Here is a 15,817-nt window from a genome sequence, read left to right as displayed (position 1 = left end):
AGTAACTTGAACGAGATACTGCATGGACGCTACGAAATCCAAAAGCCGCTTGGCAAACGGGCTGGGCGACAAACCTTTTTAGCACGCGATCTACAAACTCAAGCGCAAGTCGTCATCAAACTGCTGACGCTCGGAAAGGAGTTTCAGTGGCAAGACCTAAAACTATTTGAACGAGAAGCAAGCATTCTGCAAACGCTTTCTCACCCAGCTATTCCTCGCTATCTTGACTATTTAGATATTGATTCACCTGCTTACAAAGGATTTGCCCTAGTGCAGAGCTACGTGGAGGCAAAGTCTTTAGAGGAGCACTTAAAAGCTGGGCGAACGTTTAGCGAGGCCGACGTGAAACAGTTAGCTAAGGCTTTACTTGAGGTTTTGATCTATCTACATCAGCAGTCTCCGCCTGTAGTTCATCGAGACATCAAACCCAGCAATATTTTGCTGACCAATCGTTCTGGACATTCCACCGGAGAGGCATATTTAGTTGATTTTGGGTCCGTGCAAACCCTGGCTGCAAAAGAGGGAAGCACTATTACTGTTGTTGGAACCTATGGATACATGCCTCCAGAGCAATTTGGCGGACGAGCGGTACCAGCGTCAGATCTCTATAGTTTGGGAGCAACGTTAATTTTTTTAGTGACAGGTCAGCACCCAACAGAGCTATCCCAAGACGATTTTCGAATTCACTTTCGTCAGGCAGTAACGCTCGATTCCACGTTTGCAGACTGGCTAGAGCGCCTCACAGAACCCAGCCTTGATCGCCGTCTAGCTTCTGCTGAAGAAGCTTTACTCGCATTAGAGACTGCCTATCTCAAGCCTCAAATCCCAGACCGTTCTGATCTGACCTTTCGATCAGAAACAACGAGCTACTTACCTGGAAGTGACATCGTTGTCACGAAAACTCCTGATTTTCTAGAAATTTTGATTCCACCTGAAGGGGTAGGCTTGAAAGAGCTCTCGTTGCTAGCGCTGAATACTCCTCTGTGGTGGTTTTGGCTTCCTCAGCACCAAACTTACCCAGGAGAATTTACTCTTCTTGTGCAGTTTATATCGATCGCATTATCAGGACTTTTGGCGATCGCCCTGATTCGCGCTTCATTCAAAAAGACTCGCCTGCGCGTTAGCAAAGAATCTATTTTTATCACCCATGAACTGTTCGGATGGAAGCGGCGTAGACATTTAGGAGCGGGGAAACATAAAACAAACGTTGAGTTTGACCTAGTCTCTACTTCGTCCTTCTTCTATTCCTACCCAGAAACAGAGTTAAGCAAAAAACCTTGTCTAAAAATTTGGGTAAATAATGAAAAGCATCTGCTTCTCTCTGGGCTGTTAACCGAATACGAGGCTAGGTGGCTAATCCGCGAACTCAGGACATGGTTGAAAGTAGAACCAGACAAACAGTAAAGCGGGCAAAGAATACAGTTATGCATTCTCTGCCCGTTTAGATAAGACAAAAATGATTTAATTCATCTCGTTCCCAAACCTAACCTGGGAACAAAGCATCAGAACATCCGAATCCTAGTAGCGGTAGTTATTGCCGCCACCTGGCTTGTGGATGATGAAGCTGAGAACCTGGCACTGCTTGATGTTGTCGAATCCAACAACCCGGACATAAGAGTCACGGTAAGCGTTGCGGCACTCGTTTACTTCTTGTAGAACTTCTTGAACGCTACCTGCGTTGAACAGGGGTAGCTTCCACATGGTCCAGTAGTAGTCAGTTGGTTCAGAAGTTTCGTTGAATTCGATCGCTGGGAAGTAGCCCTGATCGAGGATGTACTGAACTTGCTTAGCAATTTGCTGATCGCTCAGAGGAGGCAAGTAAGAAAGAGTTTCGTAACGACGTTCTTTGCGTAGAGTTTGCATGGTTGTTTCGGTAGGTTTTGGATTGAGTGCTAAATATTTACCAATCGCCAGCCATTAAACAGCCTCATCCGCATCATCAGGTTCTAATTCTGAATCAATGGGCGGTTCGGCGATCGATAGCGGTTCCGATGGACTCAGTTGCGTGACTCGCTCCAGATATTGGCGACGATGCTCCATATTTGCCTGTTGAATGCCGGTACGAATCATCTCTGGCAAAAAATCTGCGATTTCTTCTGCCAGGTGTGCCCTTACCGTCATCACGCGAAAGGCAAGCTGCTGGTTTGCATCCAACAGTTCTTGAAGGTAGGCTTCTCCATCCTGAATTTTTCCAGTTGAAGAAAATCCATGCAACCAAACACTAAGTGGAGGATTCGTCTCTCGAAGCTGAGCCACAACCGTCCGCACAGCCTGATAAGTCAGGTAGCTTGTGATTGTCTTGGCTGTGTCCTTCGCAACTTGTTTGAGATCCATCTTGACACCAGCCTGTAAGGGAGCTTTGAGTTTTAAGCTTTGAGTTTTGAGTTGCAACGGCCCTACTCAAAACTCAAAACTCATCATTCAAAACTGATCAGACGGTATCAACTGCCTCGAATTCAAACTTGATTTCCTTCCACAGTTCGCAAGCCGCAGCCAGTTCAGGCGACCACTTGCAGGCTTCACGGATGACATCGTTGCCTTCACGAGCCAGGGAGCGGCCTTCGTTCCGTGCCTGGATGCAAGCTTCTAGAGCAACCCGGTTTGCAGTTGCACCTGGTGCGTTGCCCCAAGGGTGTCCGAGAGTACCACCACCGAACTGAAGTACGGAGTCATCACCGAAGATTTCAACCAGTGCAGGCATGTGCCAAACGTGAATACCACCGGAAGCTACTGCCATTACACCAGGCATAGAAGCCCAGTCTTGAGTGAAGTAGATACCACGAGAGGGATCTTTCTCAACATAGTTTTCACGCAGTAGGTCAACGAAGCCCATGGTGATGCCGCGCTCGCCTTCTAGCTTACCGACGACGGTTCCGGTGTGAATGTGGTCACCACCAGACATCCGCAGGGTCTTAGCAAGTACCCGGAAGTGAATTCCGTGGTTCTTTTGACGGTCAATTACGGCGTGCATTGCCCGGTGGATGTGGAGCAAAATGCCATTCGCACGGCACCACTTAGCCAGGGTGGTGTTGGCGGTGAAGCCTGCGGTCAAGAAGTCATGCATGATGATGGGCATTTTCAGCTCTTTGGCGAACTCTGCCCGCTCTAGCATGTCTTCGCAGGTTGCAGCGGTGACGTTGAGGTAGTGACCTTTGATTTCACCGGTTTCAGCTTGAGCTTTGTGGATGGCTTCTGCAACGAAGAGGAAGCGATCGCGCCAACGCTGGAATGGCTGAGAGTTAATGTTCTCGTCATCTTTGGTGAAGTCTAGACCACCACGCAGGCACTCATAAACTGCCCGACCGTAGTTCTTAGCAGACAGACCCAACTTAGGCTTAATCGTGCAGCCCAATAGGGGACGACCATATTTGTTGATCTTGTCGCGCTCAACCTGAATACCGTGAGGAGGTCCTTGGAAAGTCTTGAGGTAAGCAATGGGAATCCGCAGGTCTTCCAAACGCAGTGCCTTCAACGCTTTGAAACCGAACACGTTACCTACAATCGAGGTCAACATGTTGGTAACAGAGCCTTCCTCAAACAAATCTAGTGGATAGGCGATGTAAGCGATGAACTGATTGTCTTCGCCCCGAACTGGCTCGATGTCATAGCAACGACCTTTATAGCGATCGAGGTCGGTCAACAGGTCAGTCCATACAGTTGTCCAGGTACCTGTAGAAGACTCAGCAGCAACCGCCGCGCCAGCTTCTTCGGGAGGAACACCAGGCTGAGGCGTAACCCGGAAAGCCGCCAAAATATCTGTATCTTTAGGTGTGTAGTCTGGGGTGTAATAAGTCAGTTTGTAATCTTGAACCCCAGCCTTATACCCAGATTTCGTCTGAGTTCGTGTTTGAGAATAAGACATCGTTTCCCTTCCTGTGAATCAATTAGCTCTAGACAACTAAGAACCCGTTGCTGCTTAACATCATCTCAGTTAAGCGACACAAACTACGTCAAGAAGCACTAGCAGACAGCAATGCAAACAGTAACCTTGCAAATAACATGCAAATAACAATCTTGGTCGGTCGTCTTAAGTCGGCCGTAATGCAGGGCTTAGATCAAAACTGATAATCAACTCCTCTTCTTCCGACTACCGCGACCGATTGGGTTCTTAAAAAATATATCAGGAATTTCATAAGGTAAACTTCCGAACTTCTTTGCTTATCTATAACGACCATTTATGTTTCTAACAGATAATCAAAAATTATTAACTTGATAAAGAATATCCAGGCTTTTGTTTACCAATCGCAATGTTTTATGCGCATATCTTGGTGTATGCCCTTTTAGCAAGGTAAAGATTTCTTAATAGAAATTAGACGAGAAGAAAAGGATACCGTCGTTACCAGGTTTCGTTTTTCTAGCTGCGGCTTCAGTTGCCAAATCTTCTAACGTGGGTTGGGTGGGACGATGTGAAACTCAACTCTGACGTGAATTTCATTAGATTCCGCGATGCTTCACCCACCCTACAGTGCTGCTCATGAATACCTCGATGCATTGTGGGAGATTTGTCAGTTGACAGGGGTTGAGCGCTACAGTTTGAAGTTAGATGCTGATATTTGTGTCTTTTCCCTAGCGATCGCCCGTGTCCCAGCCTGCTCCGGTGTCGATTTATTGCATCAATCCAGATTGCTCCCAGCCTTGTCAGGTTTGGGGCAATCGGTTCTGCCAGCGCTGCGGGTCGATGTTGCAATTGCGAGGGCGCTATTTGCCGCTGCAAATTTTGGGGTCAGGTGGGTTCGCGGTTACTTATGCGGTTTACGACTCGCAGTCACGCACAGAGAAAGTTCTCAAAGTTTTAGTTGAGCAGGCACCCAAAGCACGGGAATTGTTTGAGCAGGAAGCGGCAGTGTTGGCGAGGTTAAACCATCCGGGCATACCCAAGGTGGAGCCAGGAAACTATTTTGAAGTGGCGGTAGAGCGACGGGCGATCGCTACAAGCCAAGGTGAGGCAAACTCTTCAGGCTTTTCTCAAAACGCCTCCCCGCGTACCATCAGCACAACGATTCCTTGCCTGGTGATGGAAAAAATTAACGGGCAAACCTTGCAGAGCATTCTGGAGGAGCATCCGCATGGCTGCCCAGAAACCTGGGTAGTGAACTGGTTCTATCAAGCCCTCGACATACTGCAAGAACTGCACGCGCATCAAATTGTGCATCGTGATTTAAAACCTGCAAACCTCATGGTGCGGTTAGAAACAGGGCAACTGGTGGCGATCGACTTTGGTGGGGCAAAACAAATGCACACGCAGCCAGTCCATCGCTCAATTAGCTCTACCCGTCTGGTTTCTCCGGGCTACAGTCCCCCAGAGCAAGTTGAAGGAGGCGACATTCAACCGTCAGCTGATTTCTATGCGCTGGGTAGAACCCTGATTCACCTACTGACGGGACGCTATCCGGTGCAACTGGAAGACCCAATTACGGGAGAACTGCGCTGGCGCAATCTGGTACAGGTAAACCCTGACTTCGCGGATTTGCTCGATCGGTTGGTGCGGGCAAATCCGCAGCGTCGTCCTGAGTCAACTGAGGAAGTTCGACTGCAGTTACACAAAATTGCGCCGTTTGTTGCGGCTCACGGAAGGGCAGCAATGGGGTTGACGACCCCAAAAAATCCAGTTGTTGCAGCTTTGCAGAAGAGAATTAAAGCGGGAAAGCGGGGAATTGTGGCGATCGCCACTGCCATCCTTCAAGCCACCGTTTGGACATTCAGGGCAGTCCTTGACACGTGCTGGAGCACCACTTTAGCGACAGCTGGGGCTGGCATTGGCACGGCAGTTGGTTTTTTTCTGGCTTATGGTTCGCCTGTTGGAACTAATTTAGCTGAACTGCTATCTAAACAATTGGTTCGCTGGATTCCTGATCTCGCACTAGAGGTTGAGCCGGGGTTTCTCATGTTTGGCTTAGCTGGACTGGGAACTGCCCTCGGCTTGACCGCAGCTGGCGGCTTTAGACAGCGGCGACGAGGAATTGTCTCAGGATTCACTGGAATTTTGAGCTATTTACTCGGTTGGGTGGGTTTGCAGTTTGCTAGCACCCAAGGAACGGGGACGGGGTTAGCAGTATTTGTGGCGATCGCTCCTACATTGCTAACTCTAGGGCTGGGTTTGCCTAGCCATCACCTGCTCTATGCCCTTATTACAGCCGTCAGCTTGACTCCATTTATTACTAGTTTGGTGTGGCTCAACCCTCCATTCATCAACGACCTGTGGCAAGTCTTCTCAGTCGCCTTTCCGCCTTTTGCATACTCAAACGGCATGAGCTTTTGGGCATGTCTGCTGTTTTTTTGTCTCCTTAGCCTTGCTTTGGGAAGCTGTCTAGGGATTAGCCACTATGTTTTTGTCCCCTGCCTGCGTCGGCTTGGTTGGCGATGAGGAGTTTTAAGTTTCTATCTGCTCTATCTGCTTAGATCCCTTCGCTATGATCACTTTGGGAGCATCAACGGTTACACCCCCCGCATGGCACGATTGACTAAAGCCCCTAAACCCAAATTGCTAATAACGGACAAAAGACGGCGACACACAGATCCGCCTAATTTGTGGCTGGCGGTGGCAACTGGGTCAGTTCTGTTTCACTTGCTGTTGGCAGTAGTTATTTTGCCTCTACAAGGTCGGCGTGCTGGGGAAGAACCTCAGCTTGACCCCGTGGCAATCGATCTAGTCGAAATTGACCCAGCAGCTACAAATCCCGTGGCGATCGCCCCCAACGCTCCTCAATCTAATGCCATTGCTCAGCAGCCTGAGCCTCAACCTTCCTCGACTACTCCGCCGATTGAAGCGTTTTCAGCTCCACCTCCTGACCCGCAACCCATCCCTGAGCCGTCACCGGAACCCATTCCTGAACCGTCACCAGAACCCATCCCAGAGCCACCCGTTGAACCGCGAGTTGAAGCCTCTCCCGATCCGGTGCCGTCCCCTCTAACCGAGCCAGAGCAACCTGCAGATTCCACTCCACCAGAAAATCTTGGCTCAACCGAGGCTGATCCAGATCCGGACACTCCTGACAATGCGACGACTGATCCTGCTTCTGTTGATGATTCTGCTGTCGCTGAAGGGGGAGGAAACGCAAACCTCACTTCACCGACGAGTGATCCTGGACTACCCGGAGTGACGGTAGATTCCAATGCTAACCCTACGGGCTGGGTCACAAGTGCTATTGTCAACCAAAGACCCGATAGACCCTTTGATGTCCCGACTCAGATCGCTACAGTAAAGCCGGGGCGCGATCGCCTGCCTGACCCAACTAGCTTCGGCTGCCCAGTTGAACCGGGAATGGAAACAGCCCTGACCCCACAGGAGCAGTACGCTCAGTATCTAGCAGAAGCAAATCCCTACTTAGGCACTCCGGTTGAGGTTCATGTCACAGTAGAGGCGAACGGGCAGGTTTCCGATGCCCAGGTGGGCAACGCGAGCAGCGGCAGCTATGCCTACGACCAGCTTGCAGTGTGCCTGGTCCAAAACTGGCTGGAGTTTAACCCTGCCTTACGAGATGGAGAGCCCTGGGCAAGTGACAACCAGCAAGTCACAATTACTATCAGTTCAATTCAATAGCAAACTTGAATCAATGTGTGATACCCTAGTCTAGGCGTAGAATCAAAGACGGAATGAGATAGAGCGATCGTTCCTCACATTCAATCTGTTAGTAATCGCGCGGGTGTAGTTTAGTGGTAAAACCTTAGCCTTCCAAGCTAATGATGGGGGTTCGATTCCCCCCACCCGCTTAAATGTCCTTTTGTCCTTTAAACGATTATTTGTCCGCTTTTAAAAGATTAGTGTCCAAGTCCAACGAAGATGCGTACTTCTCAAGGTCAAAGGCGTTTATCGTCACTAATTCTGTGCGTTCCAAACGGTTTTAAACAATTAATGTCCAAATCCCTTCAACGGAAACATTCAGGCAGTCCAAATTACGTGTTTGGAGTGACAAAATATTGTGAAAACCTTGGAAGGCTAAGGTTTCTTTCAATCCTCTAAAAATTAAGCCTACTACTGTAAGGGATTAAGAGATTTAAGTCAGCATTTCACATATCAACCAGTTGAAGCTGAAAGAGCCATAGTGGTTGCTCAGCAGGGTTTTGTTCGCCATGCTTTCAAACCCTCTCAAGCGGAAAAAACCGTGGCGACCACAAGCCCTTCCCGCTGGTTTTGTGCCAACTCTGCCGCCTTTCAAACCCTCTCAAGCGGAAAAAACCGTGGCGACGATGAAAAAGACCTATCAGTAAAAGCCATTTGGGAAGTCTTTCAAACCCTCTCAAGCGGAAAAACCGTGGCGACAACATCAGCTTTCACGTCATCCACTAACAGTTCAGGCTTTCAAACCCTCTCAAGCGGAAAAAACCGTGGCGACGAACCATGAGGCATCAGGGCTAGGGTTTCCATTTTTCTTCCAAACCCTCTCAAGCGGAAAAAACCGTGGCGACTCTAACCGCTAAATCCCCTACGCAGCCGACTGTTCCAAAGCTGTTTTGGCAAAGGTCTTCAATCTAAAATTCCTTTTTTCAAGGAAAATACAAATTTTAGACCTGAAGGTTCAAAAGTCTTCAACAGCAGGGATTTCACTTTTGGCAAAGGTATTGGGGATTTTGTCCTCACTTCGGTTTGCCAAAAATATTAGAGGATTCCTCCTTGCTCGGAGGCGATTTAGTAGCTGCCACGACACGTATGACTGTATCCTCATAACTAATGGCTCACAACCACTGCTATGAAAACATTGCTTCTTGATGCTAGGCGCGACCCTGCACCCTATTTGTAGAGAAACTCTACAAAAGAAACGGACAACTACCTGGAGCGGAAAGCAATTAAACTGCTCCATACTTTACACCTGTCCTCGAAAGACCGGCGCGCTATTGGGAAAATATTACATTGTCAAGGTTCAAGATTCTGTCAAGTTCACAACGCTGGGAGCCGGTGAGCAGACATTGCAACCTCTACTGCTTTCTGCTGTAGCGATCCCTGTTTAAGTTGTTGCCCACTAACTACTGGGATACCTTGACTAGTTGCACACTCTTGAATGAACTGCACCAATCGGCTATAGCTCCAGCGATGAAAGCTTGCTCGGAGTTGTTTAGCGTACTGATCTTGAAGTTCCTTCTTTTGCGGGAATTTATGCTTCGCTTTGGCTCGAATATCACTTTCGATAATTTCGCGAATATGCTTTAAGTTGGGTACAGCAATGCTACCAGCATTCGACTTTATGGCGAGGCGCACTAACCTGTTTGCCAGCAGTCTTTCCATATAAATGCCTAAGTTTGATTCATCGTTGTTCTCTCGATATTGGTCATGCTTTTGTTCCTCCTTGCGCTGAAGTAAATTCCGCTGCCTTCGCAGGTTTAGCTTGTTTACCAGCCGCCAATGCTCCAGTCTCAGTTGTAGAGCGCTGCGTTTACCTCTTTTTGCCTTAATTCCATGAATGGTCAGCAGCCGTTTGGTGGTCTGGTTCTCTAAGACATTTCCAGTTCTAAGATCGATTACGCAAACGGTAAGAGGCACCTGACGGCTTAGACTAACTCCAACGGTAATCAGGGGATCACCTTGATAGTTAGGTTTGCTGGGGCGTGGTGGGTGAGGATTTTCCAGACGAGTTAGTTGGGTCTGCTTAGCTTTCAAACGCCCCTTCTGTCCTTCAGTCAACTCTAACGGTTCAACCTCCTGGTCAGATACCTTATCTTGTTCCTTTAAACTGTTAGCAACTTTGTGCTTGATCTGCTCTCTAACAGCTTCTGTTCCTTCGGCAGTCAAGAAGTGAGTATCAATCGTGCAGTGCAGATAAAGACGATGCGTTGCCCAGGGTTGATCAGGCGTGTGGGATTGAGACTTATCCGATTTCTTCTCTTTACGTTTATTTGTGTCTTTCTGCCAAATAAGCTGAGCAGATCGCAAGGTAAACAACGAAGAAGAAAAATGTTCTTCTTTGGGAGCCGAAGCATTAGCTTGATAATCTGCTAGAAACTGGCGAAATACTGGAAGTTGACGGCGATCGCATTGAACTTTAAAGACAAAACTTCTAAGCCGACTAAACCGAAAACAAATTTTGTCCGATACAGACTTCTTTTTCTTTTTGGATTTACGCTTCTTTGAAGAAGTTTCTACAGAAGGTTCTGGGTTTGTTGAACTACTTCTAGGTTCGGTTGACCAGATAAATTCGTCTGCACTACCCCACAAAACTGGATAGGGGAGAGTATTAAAAAAATTAATAGGCTTCTGCTGTCGCCACTCACTCAGTGCTTCAGCAATAGAATCTGCATCATCACCATTTGGAAGAGAGACAGCATCCAACAGGATTGCAGCAAACCTTTCACCTGTTGGATCTCTTCCTTTTGGAAAACAGCTTTTAAGCTGCTCCTCAAGCCGTTCTATTTCTATTTGTTTGCTCTCAAGCTGTAATTTCAACTTTTCTGGATCTTCAGGCTCATTACTCACTTGTAGATTATTCTTGAGTAGGTGAATAATTGCCCGTTGGACGAGAGTGTCACTTGTAGACTCGAATTGAGTAAGTAACTCACCCAGCAAAGAATTACTTGATTTTGCTGATTTACGCCTTGGCTTTCTATTGTTTGACTCCACAGGTTGTGAGCCGGATTCCTCCAAAATCTCCTGTGCTCTAGCACAAATGTTTTCTGAGCTGAAGTCTGTTGTTTTCTCTAAGTCATAATCTTGTTTTACGATGTCTAACCATCGCTTTTTGCCAAGCATTCGGAAGTAGCGTTGTCTTTGCAAACTAAACCAGGATTTGTAGACATATTGAGTCATCCGAGCTGCCGAATTATAGAAGCGACCAGGTAGCTTTTTAGAATTAGAGTGTTTCTTGAAAGATTCGATCATCTTCTTAAGCGATTCGTCAGGAACAAATCCTTTGGTTTGCCACTCTTTGAATTTGTCATCCTCTGCAACCGCTCTAAAGAGAGCATTGACCAAAAGCGTATATGCAACCATTTCCTCCCAAAAGAATTTGCGGGTTGCCTCATCAGTACACAATGAGCAACGGATAGTTTTGATGCTCACGACAAACCTCAAATATTTAATAGTGCAAATGTACTAGTTGAGCGAGAAAAGTGCAAGACATCTTCCGTTTCAAGATTTAATGAACAGCGTCCTTAAAATCAGTACCTTTTCTGCTTCTTTGCCATTGTTCTAAACTTCATTCCGCATTTTGAGCACTGCCCGTTGTCCCACTCTGAGGGCAGTGAGATTTTCTCACAACAAGCAGGGCATCTAGAAATGAGACGAAGTTGATGGCGATCGCATCCCTTAGTTGTTTCAAACTGCCATTCCATCCGGTGATAAGGCGCTTCGGCATAACAGGCTCCACACAAGCGAGTAGAACGGTTGACGGTTGGTATAGCTTTCGGCGGGAACATGGCAAGCAACCTTTCAGCGTCCAGCCCTACCAGCTTTGCCATTGCTGCAAGTTCCCTTCGACTAGGAAATGGGTTGAAGCGGAACTTTTCCCAACGGGATAGAGCAAATCCGATTCCTGCTGCATCACTAAGAGGCGTTGGAGCAGAAACACTGTTTAGTTCATGATGTCGGAATCGACCAAAATAATGGCTAATGCTTTCACCCTCGTAGGGTTCAATCTGTGCAATCCAAACCCAAGAATCTTCGGATGCTGTCTCTGATGAGGTTCCATCATGCATAAGGCATCTCTACCCCACGTATGCTTTGAACTGCCCTTGCAAAACCTCAAGCGTTGTTTGCTCATCAAGCGTGGACAAGCCCTTCTTCAAAGCGCAAATGGCAATCTGTCGAAGCACTTCATACAGTGGACCAGTCAGACCAGACGTTTTGTCATATAACCTTTTCAACACGTCCTCATAGAGTAGGTCTGATTCCTGCTGCCATTGCAGAAATTCATCAAGCCATTGGTTTGCACGAGACAGCAGCGCTACCCTGATGGAAGTCGCAGCAAAGCAAGTTCTAACTGTTTAACGAACCAAGAGCCTGAAAATATGGGAATGCCGTGTCAAGTCAATAGCATCCTCAAACTCTCAGCAATTCTAATTTTGGAATCGAACCAAGGGTTTCTGCGCTCGTTGGGCGCGAAACCCTTTGATTTTGTTAGCAAAACCTGAAATGAGAATTTCTGGCTGGAGCACTCTACTTGACAATGCCTAATACTGGAGCCGTCTGGGATTCTGAGAGAGTCGAATTCCAGAAGCTCTTGGCATAGATCTGAGGATGCTCCTGAGCAATCTGCTGATAGGACTGACGCATCTGAGCGTTGACCGCGACAGTCTTCACGTCATACATCTGCGTCGCCAACTTAGGATAGACCCCGATCGCGATAATCAACGCTAAGAAGCAGATCGCGATAAATAGTTCTCGGGGACTGGCATCCTCAAATTTAGCGTTCACAGGCAGCTCGCAGTTGGTGCCAAAGCAGGCGGCTTCCTCATTCCCCTGGTTCTTCAAGTCAACATCGCTTAAGTCGCAAGAGGGCATAATGTCGCACGCCAGCTCTGCACCGGAGCCGTAGAACACCTGCCGCAGCATGGAGAGGAGATAGATTGGCGTCAGGATTAATCCCACTGCAGAGAGCAAAACGGTGACGATGCGGAAGGTTGAGCTGTAGATGTCAGTGGTGGCCAACCCTACGAAAACGGCGATCTCGCTAACAAAGCCGCTCATGCCCGGCAGCGCCAGTGAAGCCATTGCAGTAGCCGTGAACAAAGCAAAGACCTTTGGTAAAGCCTGACCGATGCCGCCCATTTGATTCATCATCATCGTGTGAGTCCGATCGTAGGTCACACCTGCCAGGAAGAACAGCGCTGAGGCGATCAAGCCATGCGAGACCATTTGCAGCAGGGCACCGCTCATGCCGATATCGCTGAAGGAGGCAATGCCCAGCAGGACGAATCCCATATGTGAGATCGACGAGTAGGCCAAGCGGCGCTTCATGTTGACCTGAGCAAAGGAGTTCAAAGCACCGTAGATGATGTTAACGACTCCTAAAATGGCTAAAACCGGCGCAAAGTAGATGTGAGCATGGGGCAAAAGTTCGAGGTTGAGACGAATCAGCCCATATCCGCCCATCTTCAACAGCACGCCTGCCAGCACCATTGATACCGGAGAGGAAGCTTCGCCATGTGCATCAGGCAACCAGGTGTGGAAGGGGAAAATAGCCAGCTTGACGCCGAAGGCGATTAGCAGTCCGGCATACAGCAGCAGTTCCAGGGCCAGAGGGAAACTTTTCAGCTGCAGGTCTGCCAGGTCAAAGGTAATTGTGTCGCCGTAGAAAGCCATCGCCAGAGCCGCAACCAGGATGAAGATAGAGGCGGCAGCGGTGTACATCAAAAATTTTGTAGCGGCATAACGACGATTTTGTCCACCCCAAATACAGACCAGCAGATAGACTGGAGCCAGCTCGACCTCCCACATGACGAAGAACAGCAGCAGATCTTGGGCAACAAAGACGCCCACTTGAGCGGCATACAGCACCAGCATTAAGCTATAGAACAGCTTGGGCCTGCGATCGACTCGCCAAGCCGAAAACATGGAGAGAGTGGTCACCAATCCGGCCAGCAGCACCAGAGGAGCAGACAGTCCATCTACTGAAACGGACCAGTTCAACCCCAGCTGCGGAATCCAGGTGAATTTTTCTACCATCTGGAACGCAGCGCTGCTGGCATCGTAATGTGTCCAGAAGGCGTAGCACATTAGCACAAAATCTATAATCCCGACACCGAGGGCATAGCTGCGCACCAGCTTGCCGCTTTTATCGGGCAGCAATGGAATGAGTAGAGCGGCAACCAGCGGGAGCAGAACGAGCGTGGTTAGCCAGGGGAATTGAACGGTCACCATAGCAAGTAGGAATAAATACTTAACCTCTGATGAGAGAATCCTACTAGACTTTGCGGCAGATTAGTTATAGGACTTTGGCTATGAGTCTATGCAAATCGATCTATGCATAGGGATAAATCTATCTGAATGATTTCATGCGCTGTTGAGATTGCAGACCCAGCACAACCCAGAATTTTAGAGAAAAGTTCGCCAACGCCAGGCTTTCCCCTGGCAAGACTCTCTGGCTTAAAAACCAAAATTAGAACTGTTGCTATGTAGCAATTCTAATTTTGAAAGAAAGCCCGACCACTGGGCGCGGAACCTCTAATTTGAAGACCATAATGAGAACTGTTGTTAAACTCTTGCCTACTCAGGGCTATCCAGATCAATTAGAGAAGGGTAAAACCTACCAAGCTCAAAAAGAAAGCTACAGAATTTTCCCGATCGATGTACCAATTTCCCTAGTAAACGATCAATGGATTGCTTACGCAGATGCCATCATTACTAAACTCACCTGGGAACAAGGCGTAACGAGTCTAGAGTTTAAGATTGACAGAATTTATCATTCACCATTTCCTGTCAAAGAGTAGGGTAAGGAGCAGCAATGAGGGTAGTATTGTTAATCCTCGTCCTTATCAAGCTGCGGAAACTGGTCAAAGAGCTTGGTAATCAGCATATAAAGTTCATCCAGAACTTCCTCCGCTCCTTCCTCATCCAGCTCGGTTAACAGTTGCTCAACTCCGCTAACGTGTTGAATCAGGCGATCGGATTGCTGACGGTTAAGGGCAGACATAGTCATTGGTAGTTCCTGATGATTGCTAGCCGTTCATTGTAGTGTTTCTTCTACCCATTACCCATGAGATTCTGCCAACGCTGCTTTGGTTCGAGCCACCGAAAGGCGAATCCGCTCCACCTGTGACTCATAAGCTGCCTTCTGTTGCAACGACCCATCACCGAGATTTGCTCCCAAAATTTGCTCATAGTAGCGAAAGATTTGAAACGCATAACTGGCGATCGCAATCCGCTCTTGAGAAAGGGAAGTAATGCGATCGACCAGATCTGCACAGGTCGCTGAATCAGGCAGGGCAAACACATCGGCATATAAGGGAGGGAGAGCGTGCGATCGAGTTTTCAGCTCATCCAACAGTTTTATAGCGTCCTCAGATAGCTCCCCATCAAAATCAGACAGCGAGTTGAGTAAGGCTAACAGCAAAGATTTTGAGCGTTTCTGCTTCAAAGTGAGATCGTCAATGATGATTAATTACTTTAGGATTCTAGCAATTGCGGCATGGCTGCTCTTTCTTCCAATGCTGTCATCTTCAAGGTGAGAGCGATCGCCCTTCAGCAATTTTGAGATTTCGATTTGCTGAAAGATTAAACAGCACTAGCTAAGCTTGGGCACTCTAATCTTGCAAGAGCAGAGATTAAGAAGACGTATGGGAACTACCCTCTGGGATGAGTTTTGCTCCGATCATCTAATTTTAGAGTCTGGGGTTCCTTTATTTAAGACCTCTGGACAAGCTGTGAAAACAGCCCCATTTGGTCAGAACCAGCGGCTAATTCTGCGTCGTTCTCAGCAAATGGAAGCCCTCGTCATTCAGGAAGTCATACAAAGTTCTTCGCGACTTCCAGAATGGCACTGACGAGTATGAGGGGCTGATCTACATGATGTTTTGGCGCAATGGTCAACAAGCGATCCCTCTTTATATCTATCACAAGCAGAGCTAGAGCAAACCGTGAAGCAGCAAACCGATCGAATTAAAGAACTGGAGCAGCGTGATAAGCTCTGCAAGCAGAAAACAAACAGTTTAAAGACCAGCTAGGCAGTCTGTAGACCCTATAGATTCTAAATATTTCTGAAAGTCCTGCCGTTACTTGACAGATTAGGGGAGCTACAGGCTGCCGATTGTTTATTCAGAATTAGTAGAAAATGACATTTATACCAATTCTCCAAAGTAAGGCGACAGATGGTATAAAGCTTGTAGAGGGTTCAACGGTAGAATATGGCAGGAGTTTACAAGCTAGAGATTAAAGAGAGTGAGGAAGAGCTCA

Annotated in this window: 13 protein-coding genes, 1 tRNA gene and 1 CRISPR repeat array; of the genes, 6 read left to right on the top strand and 8 right to left on the bottom strand. The window is 47.8% G+C overall.

The window, feature by feature from the left end:
• Positions 1-6 precede the first annotated feature (6 nt).
• Positions 7-1,404 carry a serine/threonine-protein kinase gene (locus tag H6G00_RS07590; protein WP_199318373.1) on the top strand — a complete coding sequence of 466 codons (1,398 nt, stop codon included), beginning with the start codon at positions 7-9 and terminating at the stop codon, positions 1,402-1,404.
• Between the two features lie 114 nt (positions 1,405-1,518).
• On the opposite strand, the gene H6G00_RS07585 is transcribed toward H6G00_RS07590, so the two are convergent.
• From H6G00_RS07585 to H6G00_RS07575, 3 genes are all read right to left on the bottom strand, one after another.
• Positions 1,519-1,863 (bottom strand): ribulose bisphosphate carboxylase small subunit, encoded by a 345-nt coding sequence (locus tag H6G00_RS07585; protein ID WP_190644354.1) that lies wholly within the window; start codon positions 1,861-1,863, stop codon positions 1,519-1,521.
• A 54-nt stretch (positions 1,864-1,917) separates the two neighbouring features.
• Entirely contained in the window at positions 1,918-2,334 is a 417-nt protein-coding gene (locus tag H6G00_RS07580; RefSeq protein WP_190644353.1) for a chaperonin family protein RbcX, read from the bottom strand.
• Positions 2,335-2,431: 97 nt separating this feature from the next.
• Positions 2,432-3,862 carry a form I ribulose bisphosphate carboxylase large subunit gene (locus H6G00_RS07575; protein WP_190644352.1) on the bottom strand — a complete coding sequence of 477 codons (1,431 nt, stop codon included), beginning with the start codon at positions 3,860-3,862 and terminating at the stop codon, positions 2,432-2,434.
• Positions 3,863-4,579: 717 nt separating this feature from the next.
• Here H6G00_RS07575 and H6G00_RS07570 point away from each other — a divergent pair.
• The 3 genes from H6G00_RS07570 (at position 4,580) to H6G00_RS07560 (ending at position 7,710) form a co-directional block, all read left to right on the top strand.
• Positions 4,580-6,364, top strand: coding sequence for a serine/threonine-protein kinase (locus H6G00_RS07570; protein ID WP_199318372.1), 1,785 nt, complete (start codon positions 4,580-4,582; stop codon positions 6,362-6,364).
• Between the two features lie 84 nt (positions 6,365-6,448).
• Positions 6,449-7,540 carry an energy transducer TonB gene (locus tag H6G00_RS07565; protein ID WP_190796282.1) on the top strand — a complete coding sequence of 364 codons (1,092 nt, stop codon included), beginning with the start codon at positions 6,449-6,451 and terminating at the stop codon, positions 7,538-7,540.
• A gap of 99 nt (positions 7,541-7,639) precedes the next feature.
• Positions 7,640-7,710, top strand: a tRNA-Gly gene (locus H6G00_RS07560).
• A 363-nt stretch (positions 7,711-8,073) separates the two neighbouring features.
• A CRISPR array of direct repeats spans positions 8,074-8,406; the repeat unit is 37 nt; unit sequence CTTTCAAACCCTCTCAAGCGGAAAAAACCGTGGCGAC.
• Positions 8,407-8,875: 469 nt separating this feature from the next.
• On the opposite strand, the gene cas12k is transcribed toward H6G00_RS07560, so the two are convergent.
• The 3 genes from cas12k to H6G00_RS07545 form a co-directional block, all read right to left on the bottom strand.
• Positions 8,876-10,987: a type V CRISPR-associated protein Cas12k gene (gene cas12k, locus H6G00_RS07555; protein ID WP_190796281.1), complete on the bottom strand. Its 2,112-nt coding sequence runs from the start codon at positions 10,985-10,987 to the stop codon at positions 8,876-8,878.
• Between the two features lie 98 nt (positions 10,988-11,085).
• Positions 11,086-11,622 (bottom strand): TniQ family protein, encoded by a 537-nt coding sequence (locus tag H6G00_RS36565; RefSeq protein WP_190796280.1) that lies wholly within the window; start codon positions 11,620-11,622, stop codon positions 11,086-11,088.
• Between the two features lie 460 nt (positions 11,623-12,082).
• Positions 12,083-13,786, bottom strand: a complete 1,704-nt coding sequence (locus tag H6G00_RS07545) for an NAD(P)H-quinone oxidoreductase subunit 4 (RefSeq protein ID WP_190644328.1) — start codon at positions 13,784-13,786, stop codon at positions 12,083-12,085.
• A gap of 320 nt (positions 13,787-14,106) precedes the next feature.
• On the opposite strand from H6G00_RS07545, the gene H6G00_RS07540 reads away from it, so the two are divergent.
• Positions 14,107-14,355: a DUF2584 family protein gene (locus tag H6G00_RS07540; RefSeq protein WP_190644367.1), complete on the top strand. Its 249-nt coding sequence runs from the start codon at positions 14,107-14,109 to the stop codon at positions 14,353-14,355.
• Between the two features lie 29 nt (positions 14,356-14,384).
• Here the strand turns inward: H6G00_RS07540 and H6G00_RS07535 are convergent, their stop codons facing one another.
• Together H6G00_RS07535 and H6G00_RS07530 are read right to left on the bottom strand one after the other, a co-directional pair.
• Positions 14,385-14,564 (bottom strand): hypothetical protein, encoded by a 180-nt coding sequence (locus tag H6G00_RS07535; protein WP_190644327.1) that lies wholly within the window; start codon positions 14,562-14,564, stop codon positions 14,385-14,387.
• Positions 14,565-14,615: 51 nt separating this feature from the next.
• Entirely contained in the window at positions 14,616-15,002 is a 387-nt protein-coding gene (locus tag H6G00_RS07530; protein ID WP_190796279.1) for a hypothetical protein, read from the bottom strand.
• Between the two features lie 199 nt (positions 15,003-15,201).
• Here H6G00_RS07530 and H6G00_RS07525 point away from each other — a divergent pair, with 199 nt between their 5' ends.
• Positions 15,202-15,408: a hypothetical protein gene (locus H6G00_RS07525; protein WP_190679903.1), complete on the top strand. Its 207-nt coding sequence runs from the start codon at positions 15,202-15,204 to the stop codon at positions 15,406-15,408.
• Positions 15,409-15,817: the final 409 nt, after the last annotated feature.

The organism is Leptolyngbya sp. FACHB-541, from assembly GCF_014695875.1.
In the GTDB taxonomy this organism is placed as follows: domain Bacteria; phylum Cyanobacteriota; class Cyanobacteriia; order Elainellales; family Elainellaceae; genus JAAUTN01.
The sequence above is the reverse complement of the archived record's forward strand: the minus strand, read 5'-3'. Positions and strand labels throughout refer to the sequence as shown.

Coding starts and splice junctions, on each gene's coding strand:
- H6G00_RS07585 (WP_190644354.1), bottom strand. CDS start 1,863: ATGCAAACTCTACGCAAAGAACGTCGTTACGAAACTCTTTCTTACTTG.
- H6G00_RS07580 (WP_190644353.1), bottom strand. CDS start 2,334: ATGGATCTCAAACAAGTTGCGAAGGACACAGCCAAGACAATCACAAGC.
- H6G00_RS07575 (WP_190644352.1), bottom strand. CDS start 3,862: ATGTCTTATTCTCAAACACGAACTCAGACGAAATCTGGGTATAAGGCT.
- H6G00_RS07565 (WP_190796282.1), top strand. CDS start 6,449: ATGGCACGATTGACTAAAGCCCCTAAACCCAAATTGCTAATAACGGAC.
- H6G00_RS36565 (WP_190796280.1), bottom strand. CDS start 11,622: ATGCATGATGGAACCTCATCAGAGACAGCATCCGAAGATTCTTGGGTT.
- H6G00_RS07545 (WP_190644328.1), bottom strand. CDS start 13,786: ATGGTGACCGTTCAATTCCCCTGGCTAACCACGCTCGTTCTGCTCCCG.
- H6G00_RS07540 (WP_190644367.1), top strand. CDS start 14,107: ATGAGAACTGTTGTTAAACTCTTGCCTACTCAGGGCTATCCAGATCAA.
- H6G00_RS07535 (WP_190644327.1), bottom strand. CDS start 14,564: ATGACTATGTCTGCCCTTAACCGTCAGCAATCCGATCGCCTGATTCAA.
- H6G00_RS07525 (WP_190679903.1), top strand. CDS start 15,202: ATGGGAACTACCCTCTGGGATGAGTTTTGCTCCGATCATCTAATTTTA.